The organism is Microbacterium sp. gxy059 (genome assembly GCF_050958665.1).
In the GTDB taxonomy this organism is placed as follows: domain Bacteria; phylum Actinomycetota; class Actinomycetes; order Actinomycetales; family Microbacteriaceae; genus Microbacterium.
Map to the genome: position 1 here is coordinate 23528 of NZ_JAMXWT010000023.1, position 23452 is coordinate 46979.

Genomic DNA, 23452 nt, shown 5'->3' on the forward strand with positions numbered 1-23452 from the left:
CGACGTGAGCGTCGTCCTCATCGTCAACAGCGGATCCTCCTCGTTCAAGTACCAGCTGCGCGACGCCGAGAGCGAGCGCGTGCTCGCGACCGGCCTCGTGGAGCGCATCGGCGAGGCCGAGGGGCTGGCGCGCCACACCGTGCACGCCGTCGCGGATCCCTCGTCGCCCGCGGTCGCCGCGACCGACGCGACGACCGAGACCGCGCGCCCGATCCCCGACCACACGACGGGCTTCGGCGTCATGCTCGACGCCTTCGCCGCGCACGGGCCCTCGCTCGACGCGCACCCGCCCGTCGCCGTCGGCCACCGCGTCGTGCACGGCGGCGCGCGGTTCTTCGAGGCCACCATGATCGACGACCTCGTCGAGATCAACATCGACGACCTCTCCGCGCTCGCGCCCCTTCACAACCCCGGGGCGGTCGAGGGCATCCGCGCCGCGCGCGCCGCCTTCGCCGACGTGCCGCACGTCGCGGTCTTCGACACCGCCTTCCACCAGACCATGCCTCCCGCGGCATACACGTACGCGCTCGAGCGCGAGACGGCGCGGAAGCACCGCATCCGCCGGTACGGCTTCCACGGCACGAGCCACAAGTTCGTCAGCGAGTCGGCGGCGGGCTTCCTCGGCCGGCCGCTCGCCGAGCTCCGCCAGATCGTCTTCCACCTCGGCAACGGCGCCTCCGTCACCGCGGTCGACGGCGGCCGGTCCGTCGAGACGTCGATGGGCTTCACCCCGCTCGAGGGCCTCGTCATGGGCACCCGCTCCGGCGACATCGACCCCGCGATCCTCGTGCACCTCCAGCGCCGGGCCGACCTGAGCGTCGGCGACGTCGACCGGCTGCTCAACACCCGCAGCGGGCTGCTCGGCCTCGCGGGACGCAGCGACATGCGCGACCTGACGGCGGCCGCCGACGCGGGAGACGACGACGCGGCGCTCGCGCTCGAGGTCTACATCCACCGTCTGCGCGCCTACGCGGGCGCCTACGCGGCGCAGCTCGGCGGCGTCGACGTCATCAGCTTCACGGCGGGCGTCGGCGAGAACGCTCCGCGGATCCGCTCGGGCGCGATGGCGACGCTCGGCTTCCTGGGCGTCGAGATCGATCCGTCGCGCAACGAGAGCGCCCCGCGGGGCGAGATCGCGCGCATCTCGTCCGACGACTCGCGCGTCGAGGTCCTCGTCGTCCCGACGAACGAGGAGCTCGAGATCGCCAGGCAGACGCTCGAGGCGATCCGCTGATCCGCTCGTCGCGAATCCCGCGGATCCGACACACTCCCGACACACGCCGCGGGTACGCTGGCCGCACCACCGTCCCGCCCGCCTCGACCCCCAGGAGCGATCCGTGACGCCCACCCGCGACCTCCTCCGACGCCGCGTCCCCGCCCTCGCCGACGCGGACGCGGTGCTCTTCGACCTCGACGGCGTGCTCACGCCCACCGCCGACGTGCACATGCGCGCCTGGCAGACGATGTTCGACGAGCTGTTCGCTGCCTGGCAGGTGAGCCCCCCGTACGCGGAGCGCGACTACTACGCGCACCTCGACGGCAAGCGCCGCTACGACGGCGTGGCCTCCGTGCTGCGCAGCCGCGACATCGAGGTGCCGTGGGGGGAGCCGGACGACGATCCGTCCGCCGACACCGTCTGCGGGATCGGCAACCGCAAGAACGGCGTCTTCCTGCGCGTGCTGGAGGAGGAGGGCATCGCCCCCTACCCGGGCTCCCTCGCGGTCCTCGACCTGCTGCGCGACGCCGGCATGCCGCTCGCTCTCGTCTCGAGCTCGAAGAACGCCGGTCCGGTGCTCGCGCAGGCGGGGCTCGACGGCCGGTTCTCCGCGTCCGTCGACGGCGTCGTGGCCGAGGCCCGCCGCCTCGCGTCGAAGCCGGCTCCCGACATGTTCCTCGCCGCCGCGGACGAGCTGGGCGTCGCCCCTGGCCGGGCTGTCGTCGTCGAGGACGCGCTCTCCGGCGTCGCCTCGGGCGCGGCCGGCGGCTTCGGCCTCGTCATCGGCGTCGACCGCGGAGCGGGCGAGGCCGCCCTGCGCGCGGCCGGCGCGCACACCGTCATCACCGACCTCGCCGACCTCATGGAGGGACACGAATGATCGATCGCGACCGCTTCCCCGTCGACCCGTGGCGTCTCGTCGAGACCCACTTCAGCGACGACGATCTGGGCGTGACGGAGACGATCTTCGCGGCCGGGAACGGCTACCTCGGACTGCGCGGCAACCTCGAGGAGGGCAGGAACGCGCGCGAGCACGGCACCTTCATCAACGGCTTCCACGAGACGTGGCCCATCCGCCACGCGGAGAACGCCTACGGCTTCGCGGAGGTCGGCCAGACGATCGTCAACGTGCCGGACGCCAAGGTGATGCGCGTCTACGTCGACGACGAGCCGCTCACGATGGACCTGTCGGAGATGGTCGAGTACGAGCGCAGCCTCGACTTCCGCGACGCGAGCCACAGCAGGCGGATCCTGTGGGTCACGCCGTCCGGCAAGCGGGTGCTGCTCGAGTCGCGCCGGGTCGTGTCGTTCGAGGACCGCCACCTCGTCCTGCTGCAGATGACCGTGACGGTGCTCGACGCCGACGCGCCCGTCGTCATCAGCTCGCAGCTCATCAACCGCCAGGACGGCGAGGACGTCTACGGCGGGCGCCCGTCCGCCGCGAAGGCTGCCGCCCAGGAGCCGGCGTTCGATCCGCGGAAGGCCGAGAGCATCGCCGAGCGCGTGCTCGTGCCGCAGGAGCACTGGCAGGCGGGGGAGCGCTCGGTGCTGTCCTATCGCACCGCGTCGAGCGGCATGTCGATCGCCGTGGTCGCCGACCACATCGTCGAGACCGACAACCCGTTCGAGTCGCGGCGGATCATCGAGCCCGACATCGCGAAGAACGTCTTCCGCGTCGACGCGCAGGCCGGGGTGCCCGTCACCGTCACCAAGCTCGTCGCGTACCACACCTCGCGCAGCGTGCCCGCGTCGGAGCTCGTCGACCGCGGCCGCCGCACGGTCGACCGCGCGGCGCGGGCCGGCGTCGACGAGATCATGGGCAGGCAGCGCGCCTGGCTCGACGAGTTCTGGGACCGCTCCGACGTGCGGATCGCGGGGCAGGACAGCCTGCAGCAGGCCACCCGCTGGTGCCTCCTGCAGGTCGCGATGGCGTCGGCGCGCGCCGACGGGTGGGGCGTGCCCGCGAAGGGCATGACGGGATCGGGATACAGCGGGCACTACTTCTGGGACACCGACGTGTACGTGCTCCCGTTCCTCGACTACACCACGCCCTGGTGGGCGCGCAACGCGCTGCGCATGCGCGTGAAGATGCTGCCAGCCGCTCGCCGTCGGGCCGCCCAGATGAGCGAGGCGGGCGCCCTGTTCCCGTGGCGCACGATCAACGGCGAGGAGGCGTCGGCCTACTACGCGGCGGGCACGGCGCAGTACCACATCAACGCCGACGTCGCCTACGCCCTCGTGAAGTACGTGAGGGCGACGGGCGACGTCGACTTCCTCGCGCGCGAGGGCGTGGACGTGCTCGTCGAGACGGCGCGCATGTGGACGACGCTCGGGTTCTGGAGGCAGAACGACGGCGACGACACGTTCCACATCCACGGCGTGACGGGGCCGGACGAGTACACGACGGTCGTCAACGACAACCTCTTCACGAACGTCATGGCGCGGTTCAACCTGCGCGCGGCCGCCTCGGTCGTGCGGGAGCTGGCGGAGCAGCGCCCGGCGGAGTACCGCGCGATGGTGGCGAGGCTCTCTCTCGCGTCGCACGAGCCGGAGGAGTGGGAGCGCGCGGGCGACGCGATGCACATCCCGTACAGCGACCAAGCGGGCATCCACCCGCAGGACGCGCTCTTCCTGCAGCGCGAGGTGTGGGACCTCGAGAACACCCCGGCCTCGCAGCGTCCGCTGCTGCTGCACTTCCACCCGCTCGTCATCTACCGCTTCCAGGTGCTCAAGCAGGCCGATGTCGTGCTCGCCGAGTTCCTCCAGGGCAACCACTTCACGCCCGACGAGAAGCTCGCCGACTTCGAGTACTACGATCCGCTGACGACGGGCGACTCGACGCTGTCCGGCGTCGTGCAGTCGATCATGGCGGCCGAGGTCGGCTATCAGGATCTCGCTCTGCGGTACTTCGAGCACGCGCTGTTCGTCGACCTCGCCGATCTGCACCGCAACGCGTCGGACGGCGTGCACATCGCGTCGGCGGGCGGCGCGTGGACGAGCCTCGTCTGCGGCTTCGGCGGCATGCGCGATCACGGCGGGGAGCTGAGCTTCGATCCGCGGCTGCCGCACGCCTGGCCGGAGCTGTCGTTCCCGCTCGCGTGGCACGGCACGCGCCTCGACGTCGCGGTGCGCCGCGAGCAGCTCACGGTGTCCGCGCGCGAGGAGGAGGGCGCCTCGTCCGTCTCGTTCTCGGTGAGGGGCGAGCGGTTCGAGGTCGCGCCGGGGGAGTCGGTGCGGGTGGAGCTCGCGGATCAGGGGCCGGTGCGGCGCGGGCGTCCGATGCTGAAGCGCCGCTACGCGGACGACGGCAGCGAGCTCGGCCTGCAGGTGCCTCCGCAGTCGCCGACGGCGCCGATCATGCTCGAGGAGATGGTGACCGAGCAGGACATCACGCCCGTCGAGATCGACTCCTGAGCGCGGCGGCCGGGGAGGCGCCGGGAACCGGCTCCTCCCCGGCTCCTTTGTCGGAGGTCCCCCGTAGGGTGGAGGGGTGAGCACAGCCCTGTATCGCCGCTACCGGCCAGAGAACTTCGGCGAGATGATCGGCCAGTCGCAGGTGACGGATCCGCTCATGACCGCCCTGCGCTCCGACCGCATCGGCCACGCCTATCTCTTCTCGGGGCCGCGCGGCTGCGGGAAGACCACCTCGGCACGCATCCTCGCGCGCTGCCTCAACTGCGCCGAGGGGCCCACGGACACCCCCTGCGGCGTCTGCGAGAGCTGCGTCGAGCTGTCGCGCGCGGGGGGCGGATCCCTCGACGTCGTCGAGATCGACGCCGCCAGCCACAACGGCGTCGACGACGCGCGCGACCTGCGCGAGCGGGCCATCTTCGCCCCGGCCCGCGACCGCTACAAGATCTTCATCCTCGACGAGGCCCACATGGTCACGGCGCAGGGCTTCAACGCGCTGCTCAAGCTCGTCGAGGAGCCCCCCGCGCACGTCAAGTTCATCTTCGCGACGACCGAGCCCGAGAAGGTCATCGGCACGATCCGCTCGCGCACGCACCACTATCCCTTCCGGCTCGTGCCGCCCGCGGCCATGCTCGAGTACGTCGAGAGCCTCTGCACGCAGGAGGGCATCGCGGCCGATCCCGGCGTGCTGCCGCTCGTCGTGCGCGCGGGCGCGGGGTCGCCGCGCGACACCCTGTCGATCCTCGACCAGCTCATCGCCGGATCCGAGGGGGCGTCGGTGTCGTACGAGCGCGCCGTCGCGCTGCTCGGCTACACCCACGGAGAGCTGCTCGACGAGGTCGTCGACGCGTTCGCGACCGGAGACGCGGCGGCGGCGTTCTCCGCGGTCGACCGCGTCGTGCAGACGGGGCAGGATCCGCGGCGCTTCGTCGACGACCTGCTCGAGCGGCTGCGCGACCTGCTCATCATCGCGGCGACCGGCCAGGGCGCCGCGGCGGTGCTGCGCGGGCTGCCCTCCGACGAGCTCGCGCGCATGCAGCAGCAGGCCGAGCGATACGGCTCCGCGCGCGTCTCGCGCGCCGCGGATCTGGTCAGCGCCGCGCTCGACGGCATGACGGGCGCGACGTCGCCGCGTCTGCACCTCGAGCTCATGATCGCGCGCGTGCTCACCGCCGATCAGCCGCAGGAGGGAGCGGCCCCCGCCGCCCCCCGCGCCGAGGCGGCCGCGCCGCTTTCGGCCCCGGCGCAGGCGGCTCCCGGGCCGGAGCCCGCCGGGCCCCGCGCTGCGGCGGCTCCTGCGCAGGCCGCCGCGCCTGCGGCGCCTCCCGCTGCGGCGCCCCCGACGAGCACCGCGTCTCCTGCGACTGCGCCGCGTTCGGCCCCCGCGGCTGCGGCACCTCCCGCTGCGGCGCCTCCTGCGGCTGCGCCGACGGCCTCGCCGACCGCTCCTCCCGCGGATGAGGCGCTCGCCGCCTCGCCGACGGCGTCTCCCGCCGCCGCTCCCTCCCGCGCGGAGAGCGCGGGCGCGTCTCCCGCCGCGGCGCCCCCGGTCGCGCCCCCGTCCGGCGACGCCGCGCCGGGCCCCGCGGCCGCTCCTCCCACGGCGCCGCCCGCGGGCGAGCCGACGGCCGCCCCCGGCTCGACCGCCGCGCCGTCCGCGGGCGAGGACGCCGAGCGGCCGACGGCCGAGTCGGAGCGCCCTGATGCGGGGGCACGGGAGGCCGCGGCGCCGTCCGCACCCGCCGCGCGCCCGCCCGCGCCGGGCGCCGACGACGTGCCCGCCGCCGGCTGGGCCACGGTCGCGCCCGGTCAGGGCGCCGCGCCCGCCGCTCCGGCCGAGCGCGAGGACGCGCAGGCGCCGACCGAGGCCGCCGCACCGGCCGTCGACGAGGCGGGGGCACCCGCGGCGCCCGAGGCCGCCGCACCGACCGCCGACGACGCGTCGGCTCCTGCGGCCCCCGCCGAGCCGGCCGCCGCGGCGTCCGATCCCGAAGAGCCGCCCACCGCGCTCACCCTCGAGTCGGTGCGCGCCGACTGGCCGCGCGTCATGTCGAGCCTCGAGCAGATCAGCCGCTCCTCCTGGCTCGTCCTCCAGGCCGCTCAGGTGGCGCACGTGGCCGACGACGTGCTGGGCCTGGCGTTCACCAACCAGGCCGACCTGCAGCGCTTCAAGACCCGCGGGCCCGACGGCTCGGGCGTCAGCGAAGACCTGCGCACGGCCATCATCGGCGCGATCGGCGCGCGCGTGAAGTTCCTCGCTCGGCACGTGCCTCGGGAGCCGCAGACTCCTCAGGGGTCGCAGGCGCCGCCGATCGACGACGAGCCCCCCGCCGACGACGACCCCGGCGAGCCGGGGCCGCCTCCCGAGGATCCCCCCGAGCCCCCGCCCGCGCCCCACGGGGGAGCCGCCCGTCCCGCGACCTCCGGGTACGACGCCGGATCCTCCGCCGCGAGCGGCTGGACCGTCGCCCCCGTCCCCGGCGGGGCGCCCGCCGCCGAGCCGTCCGCGGCGCCGGCGGAGCCCGCGGCCCCGGCCGCGCCGCCTCCCTTCGCGGCTCCCGTCGCCGACGACGCTCCCGCCGAGCGGGCCTCGGCCCCCGCCCCGCAGCCGGAGGAGCCGTCCGGCCCCACCGTGCAGGCGCGCCAGGTGCAGCTCTCCGACGGCGTGCAGCGCTACGGCGAGGCCGTCGTGCGGCAGAAGCTCGGCGCGCGGTTCCTGCGCGAAGAGCCCTACGAATCCTCGACCCGCTTCCAGTAGCAAAGGCCCCCCATGTACGACGGCATCGTCCAGGAGCTGATCGACGAGCTCGGGCGCCTGCCCGGCGTCGGCCCCAAGTCGGCGCAGCGCATCGCGTTCCACATCCTGCAGACCCCCTCCTTCGACGTCTCGCGCCTGTCCGACCTGCTGCGCGACGTGCGCGAGCGGGTGAAGTTCTGCGAGCGGTGCGGCAACGTCTCCGAGAGCGAGGTCTGCGGCATCTGCCGCGACCCCCGCCGCGAGCAGACGGTCATCTGCGTCGTCGAGGACGCCAAGGACGTCGCGGCGATCGAGCGCACCCGCGAATTCCGCGGCCTCTACCACGTGCTGGGCGGGGCGATCAGCCCCATCGCGGGCGTCGGCCCCGACAACCTGCGCATCCGCGAGCTCATGTCCCGCCTCGCCGACGGCACGGTGCAGGAGATCATCCTCGCCACCAACCCCAACCTCGAGGGGGAGGCGACCGCCGCCTACCTCTCGCGGCTGATGGCCTCGATGGACATCGCCGTCACGCGCCTGGCCTCCGGCCTGCCCGTCGGCGGCGACCTCGAATACGCCGACGAGGTCACCCTCGGGCGGGCGTTCGCCGGGCGCCGGTCGGCGTAACCGAGTTCGGGGGCGACGCGACCTGGTCCTAGACTGATCCGACGAGCGTTCCGCTCGCCGTCCCCAGCAGCGTCATCGGGAGCACCACTGTGGCATTGATCGTGCAGAAGTTCGGCGGTTCCTCCGTCGCCGATGCCGAGAGCATCAAGCGCGTCGCGAAGCGCATCGTCGACACCCGCCGCGCGGGCAACGACGTCGTCGTCGCCGTGAGCGCGATGGGCGACACGACCGACGAGCTGCTCGACCTCGCCCACGCCGTGACACCCACGCCGCCCCCGCGCGAGCTCGACATGCTGCTCTCGAGCGGCGAGCGCATCTCCATGGCGCTGCTCGCCATGGCCATCCACACGATGGGATACGAGGCGCGCTCGTTCACCGGCAGCCAGGCGGGCATGATCACGACCGCCGACCACGGATCCGCGCGCATCGTCGACGTCACCCCCGTGCGCGTGCGCGAGGCGCTCGACGACGGCGCGATCGTCATCGTCGCCGGCTTCCAGGGCTTCAACCGCGACACCCGCGACATCACGACCCTCGGCCGCGGCGGATCCGACACGACTGCCGTCGCGCTCGCCGCGGCGCTCGACGCCGACGTGTGCGAGATCTACAGCGACGTCGACGGCATCTACACGTGCGACCCGCGCGTCGTGCCGCTCTCGCGCAAGCTCGACGTCATCTCGTCCGAGGAGATGCTCGAGCTCGCCGCCAACGGCGCGAAGGTGCTCTACATCCGCGCCGTCGAGTACGCGCGGCGGCACCAGGTCCTCATCCACGCACGCTCGACGTTCACGTCGAACGAGGGCACCTACGTTCTCGGCGAGGGAATGACCGACCCTCGCCTCGCCAAGGGAGAAGACATGTCCGATGTGATCGGCAAGGAGGAGCCCGTCGTCGCCGGCGTGGCCATCGACCGCAGCCAGGCGAAGATCACGGTCGTCGGCGTGCCCGACGTGCCCGGATCCGCCGCCGCGATCTTCACGCGCGTCGCCAAGAGCGGCGCGAACATCGACATGATCGTGCAGAACGTGCAGTCGGCGAGCCCCGGCCGCACCGACATCTCGTTCACGCTGCCGAAGGAGCAGGGCCCCGACGTCGCCAAGCAGCTCCAGGCCGAGCAGCGGGAGATCGGGTTCGAGAACCTCGTGCACGACGACCAGGTCGGCAAGCTCTCCGTCGTGGGCGCCGGCATGCGCGCGCACTCTGGCGTCTCGCTGACCCTGTTCGACGCCCTCACGAGCGCCGGCATCAACATCGAGATGATCTCGACGAGCGAGATCCGCATCTCCGTGGTGCTGCGCGAGACCGACCTCGACGCCGCGGCTCGCGCCGTGCACCGCGCCTACGGCCTCGACAGCGAGATCGAGGCCATCGTCTACGCCGGCACCGGCCGCTGAACCGAGATACGAGGAGAACCCCCATGACCCGCATCGCAGACCAGGGCGTCTCTCTCGCGATCGTCGGCGCCACCGGACAGGTCGGCGGCAAGATGCTCGAGATCCTCCAGGACCGCGCGTTCCCGGTGCGCGAGCTGCGCCTGTTCGCCTCCCCGCGCTCCGCGGGCCGCGCGCTCGCCTACGGCCCCCACACGGTCGTCGTCGAGAGCATCGAGGAGACCGACCTCGCCGGCATCGACGTCGCGCTGTTCTCGGCCGGCGCCACCGCGTCGCGCGCGCACGCGCCGCGCTTCGCCGCCGCCGGCGCGACGGTCGTCGACAACTCGAGCGCGTGGCGCAAGGATCCCGAGGTCCCCCTCGTCGTCAGCGAGGTCAACCCGCACGCGATCGGCGAGGCCGCGAAGGGCATCATCGCCAACCCGAACTGCACGACCATGGCCGCGATGCCCGTTCTGAAGGCCCTCGACGCGGCGGCCGGTCTCGAGCGCCTCATCGTGTCGACCTACCAGGCGGTCTCCGGATCGGGTCTCGGCGGGGTGCAGGAGCTGCTCGGCCAAGTGGAGGCCGCCGTCGCCCAGGGCGGCGTCGAGCGCCTCGTGCACGATGGATCCGCGATCGACTTCCCCGGGCCCGAGAAGTACGTCGCGCCCATCGCGTTCGACGTGCTCCCCCTGGCGGGCGGCGTCGTCGACGACGGATCGAACGAGACCGACGAGGAGCAGAAGCTCCGCAACGAGAGCCGCAGGATCCTCGAGCTGCCGGATCTCCGGGTCTCGGGCACCTGCGTGCGCGTGCCCGTCTTCACGGGGCACTCCCTGAGCGTGAACGCCGAGTTCCGCGACCCGATCAGCCCCGAGAAGGCCCGCGAGGTGCTCTCCGCGGCGCCCGGCGTGGTGCTCGAGGAGGTGCCGACGCCGCTGCAGGCCGCGGGCCAGGACCCGAGCTACGTGGGCCGCATCCGGCAGGACGCCTCCGCGCCCGACGGCCGCGGGCTGGTGCTGTTCATCTCGAACGACAACCTGCGCAAGGGCGCCGCCCTCAACACGGTGCAGATCGCCGAGATCCTCGCCGAGGAGATCGGCGCGCGCACGGCGTGACCTCGTCGCGCGTCCGCGACGACGGAGGCGCGCCCCCGCGGATCCCGGCTTCCCGGGGTGCGCCCACCAGGCGGGAGTAGGCTGGAGAATCGTGAGCGAATCCGTTGATGTCGTGCTCATCGGCGGCGGAGTGATGTCCGCCACGCTGGGCACCCTTCTCAAAGAACTGCAGCCCGACTGGAAGATCGTCGCGTTCGAGCGCCTCGGCGACGTCGCGCTCGAGAGCTCCAACCCGTGGAACAACGCGGGGACGGGGCACGCGGCGCTGTGCGAGCTGAACTACATGCCCGACCCCGACGACCCGGCCAAGGCCATCGGGATCAACGAGCAGTTCCAGGTCAGCCGCCAGCTGTGGACCTCGCTCGTCGAGAAGGGCATCCTCGACGCGCCGAGCACGTTCATCAACGCGACGCCCCACATGACGTTCGTGCGCGGAGAGAAGGACGTCTCCTACCTGCGTCATCGGTACGAGACCCTGAAGCAGCAGCCGCTGTTCGCGGGCATCGAGTACAGCGAGGACTCCCGCGTCATCAACCAGTGGTCCCCGCTGCTCATGCAGAAGCGCCGCGCGGGCGAGCCCTTCGCCGCCACGCGCGTCCCCGCGGGAACCGACGTCGACTTCGGCGCCGTGACGAAGCAGCTGTTCTCCCACCTCATGGCGGAGGGCGTCGACCTGCGGCTCAACACCGAGGTGAAGAAGCTCCGCCGGCAGAAGGACGGCACGTGGGACGTGCGCTTCCGCAGCCGCGTGGGGCGCACCCCGGGACGGCTCAACGCGAAGTTCGTCTTCGTCGGCGCGGGCGGCTGGGCCATCAAGCTGCTCCAGAGCGCGCGCATCCCCGAGATCAAGGGCTACGGCGTCTTCCCGATCGGCGGCCAGTTCCTCAAGACGACCAACCCGGAGCTCGTCGCGCAGCACAGGGCGAAGGTCTACTCGCAGGCCGCGGTCGGTGCGCCGCCCATGTCGGTGCCCCACCTCGACGCGCGCATGGTCGACGGCGAGGGATCGCTGATGTTCGGGCCGTTCGCGACGTTCAGCCCGAAGTTCCTCAAGACCGGCCGCTGGATCGACATCGTCCAGCAGGTGCGGCTCAGCAACATCGGCTCGATGCTGAAGGTCGGCGTCACGAACCTCGATCTCGTGCGCTACCTCGTCGGCGAGCTCATGAAGAGCCGCGCGAAGAAGATCGACAGCCTGCGCGAGTTCATGCCGACCGCAGACGGCGCCGACTGGGAGCTCATCCAGGCCGGTCAGCGCGCCCAGGTGATGAAGGGCGGCAAGCTGCAGTTCGGCACGGAGGTCGTCTCGTCGGCCGACGGGTCGATCGCCGGTCTCCTCGGCGCCTCGCCGGGCGCCTCGACCGCTGTGCCGATCATGCTGAAGCTCCTTCGGAGCTGCTTCCCCGACGACTTCGCCCGCTGGGAGCCCCGGCTCGCCGAGCTCGTGCCGACGTACGGCACGACGCTCAACGACGACGTGGAGGCGGCGCGCGACACGATGGGGCGCACGGCGGAGGCGCTGCGCATCGGAGCCTGACGCGACCGGGCCGACGACGCACACGCCGCGTCGTCGGCCCGGTCCGCGGCACCGCGCCGACTACACTCGACCGGTGGCCAAACTGTATTTCCGCTACGGCGCGATGAACTCCGGCAAGTCCACCGCTCTGCTGCAGGCCGCGTACAACTACGAGGAGCGCGGGCAGCGGGTTCTGCTCGCCAAGCCCGCGATCGACACGAAGGGTGCCGACGAGATCGAGTCGCGCCTCGGCGTGACGCGCCGCGTCGACTTCCTCATCGCCCCCGACGCGTCGGCGCGCGATCTGTTCGCCTCCGAGCGCGAGCGGGTGCGGCGCGAGGCCGCCGACGCGCTGTTCGACGTCGACCGCCAGGCCGACGTCGCCTGCCTCCTCGTCGACGAGGCCCAGTTCCTCACCCAGCCGCAGATCGACGACCTCTTCCGCATCGCGGTGGAGGACCGCATCCCCGTCATGGCGTACGGCATCCGCACCGACTTCCAGACCGACGCGTTCGAGGGATCCCGCCGGCTCCTCGAGCTGGCCCACACGCTGGAGGAGCTCAAGACCATCTGCCGCTGCGGGCGCAAGGCGCTGTTCAACGGCCGGGTCGTCGACGGGCGGTTCGTCTTCGACGGCGACCAGGTGGCGATCGACGCCGCGACGGCGGGGGTGCGCGACGCGCACTTCGTGACCTACGAGTCGCTGTGCGGATCCTGCTACCTGCGCGAGTCGGGCGGGCGGCTCGGGGCGTCGGGCCTCACGGAATAGAGTGGGGCCATGCGCGTTCTTCTCGCCGGCGGCGCCGGCTACGTCGGAGCCCACACGGCCATCGCCCTCATCGAGGCGGGACACGAGGCGGTCCTGCTCGACGACCTCACGAACACGAGCGGCCTCGTCACCGAGCGCATCGCCCGCATCACGGGCGGCCGCGCGCCGCTCGTCGCGGGCAGCGCCGCGCACGTCGACGACGTCGAGCGGGCGTTCGCCGAGCACGGTCCGTTCGATTCGATCATGCACTTCGCCGCGAAGAAGGCCGTGGGCGAGTCGGTCGAGAAGCCGCTCGACTACTACGCCAACAACCTCGACACGACCTACGCGCTGCTGCGCGTCGGCATCGCGAACGGCATCCGCTCCTTCATCTTCTCGTCGACGGGCACCGTCTACTCGGATCCCGCCGACCTGCCGTTCACCGAGGAGGCCACGCGCAACCTCGTCGACCTGTCGAATCCGTACTCGAAGTCGAAGCTCATGAACGAGGTCGTGCTCGCCGACGTGCAGAAGGTGAACCCCGGGCTCAACATCACGCTGCTGCGCTACTTCAACCCGGTCGGCGCGCACGAGTCGGGCCTCGTGGGCGAGGATCCGAAGGGCACGCCCAACAACCTCATGCCGTTCGTGGCGCGCGTCGCGGTGGGCGCGCTGCCCGAGGTGGGGATCTTCGGCGACGACTACGACACCCCCGACGGCACGGGCCAGCGCGACTACATCCACGTCGTCGACCTCGCGGAGGGCCACGTCGCCGCCCTCGAGAAGGCGCAGCCGGGCCTCGCCGCCTACAACCTCGGCACGGGCATCCCCGTGAGCGTGCGCGAGCTCGTCGCGTCGTTCGAGAGGGCCGTGGGGCACGAGCTGCCGAAGTCGGTGAAGCCCCGCCGCGCGGGCGACCTCGCGGCGACCTACTGCGACCCGTCGAAGGCCGAGCACGAGCTCGGCTGGAAGGCCACTCGCACCCTCGACGACATGACGCGCGACGTGTGGAACTGGCAGCAGAAGAACCCGGGCGGCTACGAGGGCTGATCGCGGATCGGGCGGCGCGGGGGAGCGACCCCGCGCCGCCCTTCTGCGTCTGCGGGGCGTCGTCTGTCAGCCGAGCGTGTCTCGATTGCGGCGGGTATCCGGGGATCATTCCCGCCGGATGTGAGACACGGTCGGGATGAGGCGTGTCGCCGTCTGCCTGTTGAGCGTGTCTCGATTGGTGCGGGTGTGGGGCGGTGATTCCCGCCGAAGGCGAGACATGCTCTGGACCCGTACCGGGGCGTGTCTCGATTGCGGTCGGTATGGGGCGGTCATTCCCACCGGAAGTGAGACATGCCCGAGTCCGTATCGGGGCGTGTCTCGATTGCGGTCGGTATGGGGACGTCATTCCCGCCGGACGTGAGACACGCTTCGGAAGCGAGCCATGCCCGCGCGATTCGGCTCAGCCCAGCGCGAGGCGTGCGGCGCCCGCGACGACCGCCGCCCAGACGAGGCTGGCGAGGGTGCCGACGATGAACCGCCCCCGCGCCTCCGGGGAGACGAGCTCCGAGAACCGGCCGATGCCCTTCAGCGCCACGACGAGGGCGATCGCCTCGGGGAAGCCGGCGATGATCGCGAGCGCCACCGCCGCCCGCTCGAGGTACCCGATCGTCGTGCCTCCGCGCATCACCTCCGCGGGCGCCTCGCCCGCGCGGCCGGCGGGCGATCTCAGCAGGATCCCGCCGTGCGCGCCGCCCTGCACCCGGCCGTCCGCGGTGGTCTCGAGCACGCGCCTCGTCACGGGATCCCCGCCCAGGACGGCGGCCGCGGCGGCGAGCGCGGCGAGAGGGGCGCTCAGCGGCAGCGGAACGGCGAACGGCAGCGCGGCCGCGGCGAGGAGGGCGAGCGCCGCGAGCATCCCGGCGGCGAGGAGCGGCCCCGCGGCCGGCTGGCGGCGTCGCACGAGGACGAGCACGAGGATCGCGCTCATCGCGGCGACGAGCGCGGCGCCGAGGATCGTTCCCGGGAGGGTCGCGGCGGAGAGCATGTGCGTCAGTCTGACACGGGATCGAGGCCGGAGAGCAGACGCACGAGCGCGGGCAGGGCGGCCTCCTCGACGCGCAGCGCGGCGGCGCTCGCCCGTCGGCTGACGGCGCCCTCGCTGATCCCGAGGCGCTCGGCCGCCTCGCGCTGGGTGCGGCCCTCCGCGAGCAGGTCGTGCACCTCCCACCCCTCGTCGCTGCGGCGATCGCGCAGCTCGACGAGCAGGCGGACGAGGGCCTCGACGTCCTCCGCCTCGGGGAGGTCGGCGGCGATCGCGAGCCGGGTGGGGGTCTTCTTCGCGCGGTCGACGGCCTCCCGCGCGCGGAGGAACGCGGGCCCGCGCGCCGCACGCACCTCGCGGGGGAGGGGCGTCTCGACCGCGCCGGCGCCGACGCCGACGCTCCAGGCGCCGTCGCGGGTGAGCGCGAGCGCGAGGGCGAGGGCGGCCTCCGGCCCCCGGACGGCGGCCTGCACCTCGTCGCCCGCGGTGCGCTCGGGCGGCAGGGCGAGCGCGTCGCCGCCCAGGAGCGCGATCCGCTCGAGCGCCTCGGGCACGAGATCGTCTCCGGAGCGGCTCGCCCGCTGATCCGCGGTGAGGACGAACATGATCCCCCTTGAGTTTGAAGGTGCAATCTAGGTGAAGTTTAGCCTGTGGCATCAAGTTCGTCGAGGTGGTCAGCCGATCCCCTCGCCGGGGCGGGGCGACAGCCGGTACAGCACCTCGGGGCGCCCGCGCCGACCGTACCGGTGGGCGATCGTGATCGCGCCCTCTGCGACGAGGTGGTCGAGATAGCGCCTCGCCGTCGCCCGCGACACCTCGCTGCGCTGCGCCACCTCTCCCGCCGAGCGCGGCACGACCGGATCCAGCTCTCCGAGGATCCGCTCGAGCGTCACGGCGGCGAGCCCCTTCGGCAGGCCGGGAGCCGGGTCGCCCGAGCGCGCGGACGCGCCGGGGATCGCGATGCGGCCCGTCGACAGCAGGCGGTCGATCTCGACCTGCCCGAGGGGCTGCGGGCGCTCGCGCTCCCTCTCGCGGCGCTCCGCGCGATACGCGGCGAGGCGCTGCTGGAGGGCGCCCTGCGTGAGGGGCTTCACGAGGTAGCCGGCGATCTGCGCCGCCAGGGCCTGCCGCACCGTCACCTGATCGCGCGACGAGCTGATGACCATGACGTCGGGAGAGGTCGTCCCGAGCGTGCGCAGCCGATGCAGCACCTCGACGCCGCTGATGTCCGGGAGGCGCATGTCGAGCAGGATCAGATCGACGTCGCCATGTATGCTGCGCTCGACGGCCCCGAGCCCGGTGCCCACGGCGCCCGTGAGCGCGAACCCGGGCGTCTCCGCCACGAATCGGCCGTGCAGCGCCCGCGCCGTGCGATCGTCGTCGACGACGAGCACGCGGATCTCGCCGCTCATCGCGGCATCCCGACGTCGAAGGCGAACTGCGCGCCGCCGAGGTCCGAGCGGCTGAGCTCGACGGATCCGCCGCGCGAGGTCGCGATGCGCCGCACGACGGCGAGGCCGATGCCGCGGCCCGCGCCCGTCCCGTCGGGCTTCGTCGTGTGGCCGCGCTGGAAGACCCGCTCGGCCTGGGTCGGGTCGATGCCGGGGCCGTCGTCGTCGACCGCCGCGTGCAGCCGCTCCCCGCTCGCGGCCTGGCGCAGGGTGCACCGCACCCGCGTCGCGCCCGCCTCCGCCGCGTTGCGGCAGAGGTTCGCGATCGCGAGCGAGACGTCGTCGTCGATCTCGTCCGCCACCTCGACGTCGGCCTCGAGCGCGGCGCCGAGAGCGCCCAGCTCGGCGCGCAGCCCCTCGACGGTCGCGCGCAGCAGCGGCTGGCCGATGAGCGCGTCCTCGTCGCTCTCCGTGAGAACCGGCGCGAGCGCCGCGATGTAGTCGAGAGCCTCGCGGTCGTCGCCGTGCGAGACGAGGCCGTGGATGACGTGCAGGCGTGTGTGGAAGTCGTGGGTCTGCTCGCGCAGCGCGGTCGCCGTCCGCTCGAGGCGCTCGTGCTCGCGAGCCGCGTCGTCCAGACGGCGGAAGCGCCGTTCGATGAGGGCCGAGAGCGCCGCGCTCGCGAGGAGGGCCGCGAGGAGCGAGCCGATCGCCCAGGGGAGGAGGCGGGTCATCGACTCGCGGAACTCCGCGGAGATGCTGCTCTCGCTGATCCCGACCGAGAGCGCGCCGATCACCGCGCCGCCGTCGCGCACCGGCACCTTCGCTCGGAGCGTCGGCCCGAGCGTGCCCGTCTCGGTGCCCAGGAACTCCTCGCCCGCGAGCACGGCCGAGGCGTCGGTCGACGCGGGCCGGCCCCTCTCCGAGGGTGTCGGGTGGGTGAGGCGGATCCCGTCCTCGTCGGTGATCACGACGTAGCTCACGCCGCTCGCCTCCTCGACGACGTCGACGAGCGGCTGCAGGGCCGCGGTCGAGGAGGCGAGGACGGCGGGGTCGCCGTCGCCCGCGTCGGCGCGCGCCACCTCGTCGCGCACCTGCGGGAGCGCGGCGATGCTCGTCGCGACGTCGTGCACGCGGTCGGCGACCGCGTCGCGGATGCCGCGCTCCTGCACCGAGGCGGCGATGCTCGTCGTCGCGACGACGCTGACGAGCACGATGAGCGACGGCAGGAGGAGGAGGGCGCGCCGGGCGGCGCGCGTGCGCGGGCTCCGAGGCACGGCGTCACCTCCCGTCGCGTGCGGCGTGATCATCAATGAGCACAATCCCGTTCGGAGGATGCGGGCGGGCTCGGGCGGTGTCATTCTACGGAGAACTGCGTCCCTCGACGACGACGTCGATATGTGAGGAAGAACCATGACGGAAACACCAGACCCTTCCGCGGGTCGGCGACCGTCCGCCCCACGGCGGATCGTGCTGCGCGCGGTCGGCGGCGTCTTCGCCGCCGCCGCGATCGGCGTCGCCTCCTACGGATCCATCAGCTCCGCCGCGGCGGGACAGGACATCCACTCGTCGATGACGATCATCGCGCCGGCCGCGGCCGGAGGCGGGTGGGACACCGTCGCCCGCGAGCTGCAGCAGGCGCAGAAGGCCAACGGCCTCGTCAACAACGTGCAGGTCGTCAACATGCCCGGCGCCGGCGGCACCATCGCTCTCGGCAACGTGTCGACGCTCGAGGGGCAGGCGAACAATCTGCTCGTCGGCGGCACGGGCCTGCTCGCCGCGACCATCCAGTACGGATCCGCGGCGACGCTCGACGACGTGGGATCGCTCGCCGTGCTCTTCGAGGAGTACGACGTGATCGTCGTGCCCGCCGACTCGCCCTACGAGACGCTCGAGGATCTCGTCGCCGACTGGGAGGAGGAGCCCGCCGCGCTGCCGTGGACGGGCGGCGGATCGTTCGATCAGCTCGTCGTGACCGACCTCGCGCTCGCCGCGGGGATCGACCCGGTCGAGACGACCTACATCTCCTCCGACGGCGGAGGAGAGGCGATCCAGGCGCTGCTCAACGGCACCGCGAAGGCGGCGACGGGCGGCTACTCGGACAACATCGATCAGATCGAGTCGGGGCGTCTGCGCGCCCTCGCGCTCGTCGCGGAGGAGCCCGTCGAGGGCATCGACATCCCCACGGCGCGGTCGATGGGATACGACATCACGCTCACCAACTGGCGCAGCCTCCACGCCCCGGCGGGGATCTCCGAGGAGGAGACCGAGGGGCTCGACGAGCTCATCGAGGAGACGACCCAGACGCCCGAGTGGCGCGACGCGATCGAGCGGTACCACTGGTCAGAGCGCGTCCTGACGGGCGACGAGCTCGACGCGTTCCTCGACGAGGAGCACGAGCGGATCGCACGACTGTACGAGGAGATGGGCTGATGATGCCGTCGAACAACCCCACCGCGGTCTCGGCCGTCGTGGGCCGCGAGCTCGAGGTCGGCACCGGGCGATCCGAGCTGCTGAAGAACCTCATCATGCCCGCTGTGCTGGTGATCTTCGCGACCTACCTGCTCGTGGGGATCATCACGATGGACGTGCCGGAGGGCACGTCCTTCCCCGGGCCCGGATTCTTCCCCGGCATCATCGCGGCCGGTCTGTACCTCTTCTCGGCGATGCTCGTCGTGCAGGGGGTGCGCGAGCGGCGCGCCGCCGCGGCCGAGCGCGAGGCCGCGATCGCGTCCGGCGAGATCGACCCGGTCATCGAGGCCGAGGAGCGGATCGCCGCGGGCGAGTCGCAGCGCGTGGGCGTCGACTGGCGCTCGCTCGCGTGGGTCGTCGGATCCTTCCTCGGGTTCGCTCTCGCCCTGAACGTGCTCGGCTGGATCATCGCCGCGGGGCTGCTGTTCTGGTGCGTCGCGCGCGGATTCGGATCGACCAAGCCGGTCGCGAGCCTCGTCGTGGGCTTCACGATGAGCTCGGTCGCCTACATCGCCTTCGACATGGCGCTCGGCATGACGCTGCCCTCGGGCATCCTCGGATGGGGGTTCTGACATGGACGTTCTTCAGCTTCTCGGCGAGGGATTCCTCGGCGCCCTGACCTGGCAGAACCTGTTCTGGGTCGTCTTCGGCTGCGTCCTCGGCACCGCGGTGGGCGTCATGCCCGGCCTCGGGTCGTCGATGGCGGTCGCCCTCCTCCTGCCCGTCACGTTCTCGCTCGAGCCGACGGCCGCGTTCATCATGTTCTCCGGCGTGTACTTCGGCGGCCTGTTCGGCGATTCGACGATGGGCATCCTCATGAACACGCCGGGGCAGGCGTCCGCCATCGCCTCGACCTTCGAGGGCCACAAGATGGCGCTGAACGGCCGCGCGGCCCAGGCCCTCGCCACCGCCGCGATCGGCGCGTTCATCGGAGGGTTCGTCGCCTCGATCCTCGTCGTCTTCCTCGCGCCCGCGCTCGCCGAGTTCTCGAGCCAGTTCGGGCCGGCGGAGTTCTTCGCGCTCGCGGTGTTCGCCTTCGCGGCCACGTCGTCGGTCGTGACGGACAACGCGGTGAAGGGCCTCGCGACGCTGCTCGTGGGCCTCGGCCTCGCCGTGATCGGCATCGACGGCGTCTCCGGCGCCCCGCGCTTCACGCTCGACTCGCCCTACCTGTTCGACGGCGTCTCGCTCGTGACCGTCACGGTCGCCGTGCTGGCGCTCGGCGAGGTCATCTACGTCGCGTGCCTCGAGCGGCACGTGACGGGCGGGAAGATCATCCGGCCGAAGGGCCGCCCGTGGCTCTCCCGCAAGGAGATCCGCGAGGCCGCCCCCGCCTGGGCGCGCGGCACCGCGATCGGCCTGCCGTTCGGCGTCGTCCCGGCGGGAGGATCCGAGATCCCGACGTTCCTCGCGTACGGGCTCGAGAAGCGCCTCGACGCGCGCCGGAAGAAGCCGAAGTTCGGCACGGGCGCGATCCGGGGCCTCGCGGCTCCCGAGGCCGCGGGCAACTCGACGACCGGCATGGCGATGGGCGCGCTCCTCGCGCTCGGGCTGCCGATCTCGGCGACGGCCGCCATCATGCTCGCCGCGTTCCGGCAGTACGGCCTCCAGCCGGGGCCGCTGCTGTTCGAGCGCGCGCCCGACCTCGTGTGGGCGCTGCTGGCGAGCTTCTTCATCGCGATGGTCGTGCTGCTCATCCTCAACCTGCCCTTCGCGATGCTGTGGGCGAAGCTGCTGCTCATCCCGCGCCCGTACCTCTACGCGGGCATCACGATGTTCTGCGCGCTCGGCATCTACGCGACCTCCGGCACGACGTTCGACCTGCTCATGCTGCTCGGCATCGGCATCGTCGGCTTCGTCATGCGCGCGCTCGACTTCCCGCTCGCTCCGCTCATCATCGGCATGGTGCTCGGCCCGCTCGCGGAGACGAGCCTGCGCGACGCCGCGATGAGCGCGAACGGCGACTTCTCGGTGCTCGTGCAGGGGCCGATCCCGATCGCGCTCTACGGGCTGCTGGCGATCGTCCTGATCCTGGCGGTGCGCAACCGCATCGTCGCGCGGAAGCGCGAGAAGCAGCTCGTCGCGAGCTGACGGAAGGCGCGACGACAGGGCGCCGGATCCGCGAGGGGCCGGCGCCCCGTCGTCGTCAGCGGCCGGGGCCCGAGCCGTCGCCTCGACGGTAGGCGGATCCGTCGGTCGCGCGGTCGAGGAACCCCGCGTCGACGAGGTCGCGCCTGAGGGAGGTGACGTCGTCGTGCAGGGCGCCGATCCTCGCGCTCACGGTGGGCTCGTCGAGCACCTCGTCGGGAGAGATGATGCGGTCGATGACCCGGGCGAACAGGTCGCGGCGCTCGGCGTCGCCGCGCGGCACGCGCGTGATGCGCCCGTCGGCGTCGAGGAAGCGCGGCGGCCGTCCGGTCGGCGCGTCCTCGGACAGCAGGGCGCGGAAGACCCCGCCGTCCGCGACGAGGTCGTCGCCGCGCCTGACGATCAGCCCGGCGGAGACGAGCGTCTCGATCGCTCGGCGCCGTTTCGCGGGCGCGACCCGGGAGTCCTCGACGGCGCCGAGCACGATCGCGGCGTAGACCTCGCGGGCGGCATCGTGGGCGAGAGCGGCGAGCACGGGGCGGGCATCCATGGATCCATGAGAGCACGGATGCCGTTCCGCCGGAGATCCCGCCGGCTGGTGGGGCGTGCGGCCGATTCCGAGGCCGTCGGCGCCAGGATCTCCGACGGAACGGGCTGGTGCGGGCCGGACGCGTGTCGTACTGTGGTCAGACCACATGTCCGCGAAGGGGGAGCCGATGGCGCAGCAGGCGGGAGCGCTGCGTGCGTGGCGCGTCGTGCTCGCGCACGTCGAGGGGCGGCTGCGCGACGGATCGCTGCAGCCGGGCGATCGGCTTCCGGGCGAGCGCGAGCTCGCCGCGAGCCTCGGCGTGGGCCGATCCAGCGTGCGCGAGGCGCTGCGGGTGCTCGAGGTGATGGGAGTCCTCCGCACCGCCACGGGATCCGGGCCGACCTCCGGCGCGATGGTCACCACCTCCGCGGGGTCGGGCGTCGCCACCGTGCTCGGGCTGCAGGCCGCCGCCCAGGCGTTCCCCTTCGACGACGTCGTCGCCACCCGCCTCGTCCTGGAGGACGCTGTGGCGGCGCGCCTCGCCGGGGGAGGGAGCGACCTCGGGCCGGCCGAGCGGATCCTCGACGCGATGGACGACGGATCCCTCACCCGCGACGAGTTCCTCGCGCTCGACGCCCGGTTCCACAGCGCGCTCGCGGAGGCCTCCGGCAACGCCGTGATCGCCGCGATCATGACGGGGCTGCGCGCCGCGATCGAGGCCTACGTGCAGCAGGGCGCCGGCGGCCTGGACGACTGGGAGGGCGCGCGCCGGCGGCTCCAGGCCGAGCACCGCGGGGTGCTCGACGCGATCCGCGCGGGCGACGGATCCCTCGCCCGCACCCGCATCCACGACCACATCAGCGGCTACCACGCGGCGACGCGCGGCCGCGCGTGACATCCAGAAGGAGGACCATGGTCCAGCGACAGTTCCCGAACCCGGCAGACGTGTTCGAGTTCCTCAAGATCAAGATGCCCGAGTTCGGCAAGACCGCCCGGCTCGAGAAGGCGCTCACGATCGCCGACCTGCGGAGGATCGCGAAGCGGCGCACGCCCGCGGCGGCGTTCGACTACACCGACGGCGCCGCCGACCAGGAGCTGTCGATGTCGCGCGCCCGACAGGCGTTCGAGGACATCGAGTTCCACCCCGACATCCTCGCGCCCGCGGCGAACGTCGATACGACCACCGAGATCCTCGGCGGCACCTCCGCGCTGCCGTTCGGCATCGCCCCGACCGGCTTCACCCGCCTCATGCAGACCGAGGGCGAGACGGCGGGCGCGGGCGCGGCGGGCGCCGCGGGGATCCCCTTCACGCTCTCGACGCTCGGCACCACGTCGATCGAGGGAGTGAAGAAGGCGAACCCGAACGGCCGCAACTGGTTCCAGCTGTACGTCATGCGCGAGCGCGAGATCTCCTACGGGCTCGTGAAGCGCGCGGCGGAGGCCGGATTCGACACGCTGCACTTCACGGTCGACACGCCCATCGCGGGCAACCGGATGCGCGACGCGCGCAACGGCTTCTCGATCCCGCCGCGGCTGTCCCTCGGCACGATCGCCAACGCGATCCCGCGGCCCTGGTGGTGGTTCGACTTCCTCACGACGCCCAAGCTCGAGTTCGCCTCGCTGTCGTCGACCGGCGGCACGGTCGGCGACCTGCTGAACGCCGCGATGGATCCCACCATCGGCTACGAGGATCTCGACACGATCCGCGAGATGTGGCCGGGGAAGATCGTCGTCAAGGGCGTGCAGAACGTGCCCGACGCTGTGCGGCTCATCGACAGGGGCGTCGACGGCATCGTCCTCTCGAACCACGGCGGCCGCCAGCTGGACCGCGCGCCGATCCCGTTCCGCCTCCTGCCGCAGGTCGTCAGGGAGGTCGGCCGCGACGCGACGGTCATGCTCGACACGGGCATCATGAACGGCCAGGACATCGTCGCCTCGATGGCGCTCGGCGCGAAGTTCACGCTCGTCGGCCGCGCCTACCTGTACGGTCTGATGGCCGGAGGCCGCGAGGGCGTCGACCGCATGATCGCGATCCTGTCGAGCGAGATCCGCCGCACGATGGCGCTGCTCGGCGTCTCGAGCATCGAGGAGCTCGAGCCCCGGCACGTCACGCAGCTCCAGCGTCTCGTTCCCGTGCATGTCATGAGTTCCCGTTCTCCTCGATGTGGTCGAGCACGTCGGCGATCGCCGTGCA

At 72.5% G+C, this 23452-nt stretch carries 20 protein-coding genes; 15 read left to right on the forward strand and 5 right to left on the reverse strand.

Translation table 11 applies throughout. From position 1 onward, the window contains the following. Nucleotides 1-4: 4 nt before the first annotated feature. The 10 genes from NHL53_RS12325 (at nt 5) to galE (ending at nt 13796) form a co-directional block, all read left to right on the forward strand. Nucleotides 5-1234 carry an acetate kinase gene (locus NHL53_RS12325; RefSeq protein ID WP_433777163.1) on the forward strand — a complete coding sequence of 410 codons (1230 nt, stop codon included), beginning with the start codon at nt 5-7 and terminating at the stop codon, nt 1232-1234. 103 nt (nt 1235-1337) lie between these two features. After that, nucleotides 1338-2096 (forward strand): HAD family hydrolase, encoded by a 759-nt coding sequence (locus tag NHL53_RS12330; RefSeq protein ID WP_433777164.1) that lies wholly within the window; start codon nt 1338-1340, stop codon nt 2094-2096. Next, nucleotides 2093-4630: a glycoside hydrolase family 65 protein gene (locus NHL53_RS12335; protein WP_433777165.1), complete on the forward strand. Its 2538-nt coding sequence runs from the start codon at nt 2093-2095 to the stop codon at nt 4628-4630. Before NHL53_RS12330 ends, NHL53_RS12335 begins: the two co-directional genes overlap by 4 nt. Nucleotides 4631-4706: 76 nt before the next feature. Then, on the forward strand, nt 4707-7385 hold the full coding sequence (locus NHL53_RS12340; RefSeq protein WP_433777166.1) for a DNA polymerase III subunit gamma and tau: 2679 nt from the start codon (nt 4707-4709) through the stop codon (nt 7383-7385). Nucleotides 7386-7397: 12 nt separating this feature from the next. Next, nucleotides 7398-7991 (forward strand): recombination mediator RecR, encoded by a 594-nt coding sequence (gene recR, locus NHL53_RS12345; RefSeq protein ID WP_433777167.1) that lies wholly within the window; start codon nt 7398-7400, stop codon nt 7989-7991. 89 nt (nt 7992-8080) lie between these two features. Continuing rightward, nucleotides 8081-9385 carry an aspartate kinase gene (locus NHL53_RS12350; RefSeq protein WP_433777168.1) on the forward strand — a complete coding sequence of 435 codons (1305 nt, stop codon included), beginning with the start codon at nt 8081-8083 and terminating at the stop codon, nt 9383-9385. 23 nt (nt 9386-9408) lie between these two features. Further along, complete coding sequence (locus NHL53_RS12355) at nt 9409-10482, forward strand: aspartate-semialdehyde dehydrogenase (RefSeq protein ID WP_433777169.1); 1074 nt, start codon at nt 9409-9411, stop codon at nt 10480-10482. A 91-nt stretch (nt 10483-10573) separates the two neighbouring features. Continuing rightward, nucleotides 10574-12019 (forward strand): malate dehydrogenase (quinone), encoded by a 1446-nt coding sequence (gene mqo / locus NHL53_RS12360; RefSeq protein ID WP_433777170.1) that lies wholly within the window; start codon nt 10574-10576, stop codon nt 12017-12019. 73 nt (nt 12020-12092) lie between these two features. Beyond that, nucleotides 12093-12767 (forward strand): thymidine kinase, encoded by a 675-nt coding sequence (locus NHL53_RS12365; RefSeq protein ID WP_433777171.1) that lies wholly within the window; start codon nt 12093-12095, stop codon nt 12765-12767. 9 nt (nt 12768-12776) lie between these two features. Further along, a complete protein-coding gene (galE, locus tag NHL53_RS12370; RefSeq protein ID WP_433777172.1) occupies nt 12777-13796 on the forward strand; it encodes a UDP-glucose 4-epimerase GalE in 1020 nt (339 codons plus the stop codon). A gap of 400 nt (nt 13797-14196) precedes the next feature. Here galE and NHL53_RS12375 read toward each other — a convergent pair whose 3' ends face one another. The 4 genes from NHL53_RS12375 to NHL53_RS12390 all read right to left on the reverse strand — a co-directional run bounded on the left by NHL53_RS12375 (nt 14197) and on the right by NHL53_RS12390 (nt 17479). Continuing rightward, nucleotides 14197-14781, reverse strand: a complete 585-nt coding sequence (locus NHL53_RS12375; RefSeq protein WP_433777173.1) for a hypothetical protein — start codon at nt 14779-14781, stop codon at nt 14197-14199. Nucleotides 14782-14786: 5 nt separating this feature from the next. Continuing rightward, a complete protein-coding gene (locus NHL53_RS12380; protein ID WP_433777174.1) occupies nt 14787-15383 on the reverse strand; it encodes a sigma factor-like helix-turn-helix DNA-binding protein in 597 nt (198 codons plus the stop codon). A gap of 69 nt (nt 15384-15452) precedes the next feature. Beyond that, nucleotides 15453-16190, reverse strand: coding sequence for a response regulator transcription factor (locus tag NHL53_RS12385; protein ID WP_433777175.1), 738 nt, complete (start codon nt 16188-16190; stop codon nt 15453-15455). Beyond that, entirely contained in the window at nt 16187-17479 is a 1293-nt protein-coding gene (locus NHL53_RS12390) for a sensor histidine kinase (protein WP_433777176.1), read from the reverse strand. Before NHL53_RS12390 ends, NHL53_RS12385 begins: the two co-directional genes overlap by 4 nt. A 103-nt stretch (nt 17480-17582) precedes the next feature. Between NHL53_RS12390 and NHL53_RS12395 the strand changes: the two genes are divergently transcribed. From NHL53_RS12395 to NHL53_RS12405, 3 genes are read left to right on the forward strand one after another with little or no spacing between them, the layout of a single operon-like run. After that, a complete protein-coding gene (locus NHL53_RS12395) occupies nt 17583-18602 on the forward strand; it encodes a tripartite tricarboxylate transporter substrate binding protein (protein WP_433777177.1) in 1020 nt (339 codons plus the stop codon). Continuing rightward, nucleotides 18602-19213, forward strand: a complete 612-nt coding sequence (locus tag NHL53_RS12400) for a tripartite tricarboxylate transporter TctB family protein (protein WP_433777178.1) — start codon at nt 18602-18604, stop codon at nt 19211-19213. Before NHL53_RS12395 ends, NHL53_RS12400 begins: the two co-directional genes overlap by 1 nt. A gap of 1 nt (nt 19214) precedes the next feature. Then, nucleotides 19215-20732, forward strand: a complete 1518-nt coding sequence (locus NHL53_RS12405) for a tripartite tricarboxylate transporter permease (RefSeq protein WP_433777179.1) — start codon at nt 19215-19217, stop codon at nt 20730-20732. Between the two features lie 55 nt (nt 20733-20787). Here NHL53_RS12405 and NHL53_RS12410 read toward each other — a convergent pair whose 3' ends face one another. Then, nucleotides 20788-21279, reverse strand: a complete 492-nt coding sequence (locus NHL53_RS12410) for a DUF2087 domain-containing protein (protein ID WP_433777180.1) — start codon at nt 21277-21279, stop codon at nt 20788-20790. Between the two features lie 166 nt (nt 21280-21445). Between NHL53_RS12410 and NHL53_RS12415 the strand changes: the two genes are divergently transcribed. Both NHL53_RS12415 and NHL53_RS12420 read left to right on the forward strand, forming a co-directional pair. After that, a complete protein-coding gene (locus NHL53_RS12415) occupies nt 21446-22153 on the forward strand; it encodes a FadR/GntR family transcriptional regulator (RefSeq protein ID WP_433777181.1) in 708 nt (235 codons plus the stop codon). Nucleotides 22154-22170: 17 nt separating this feature from the next. Continuing rightward, nucleotides 22171-23452, forward strand: a 1282-nt coding sequence (locus tag NHL53_RS12420) for an alpha-hydroxy acid oxidase (RefSeq protein WP_433777182.1), incomplete at its 3' end; no start/stop codon positions are given.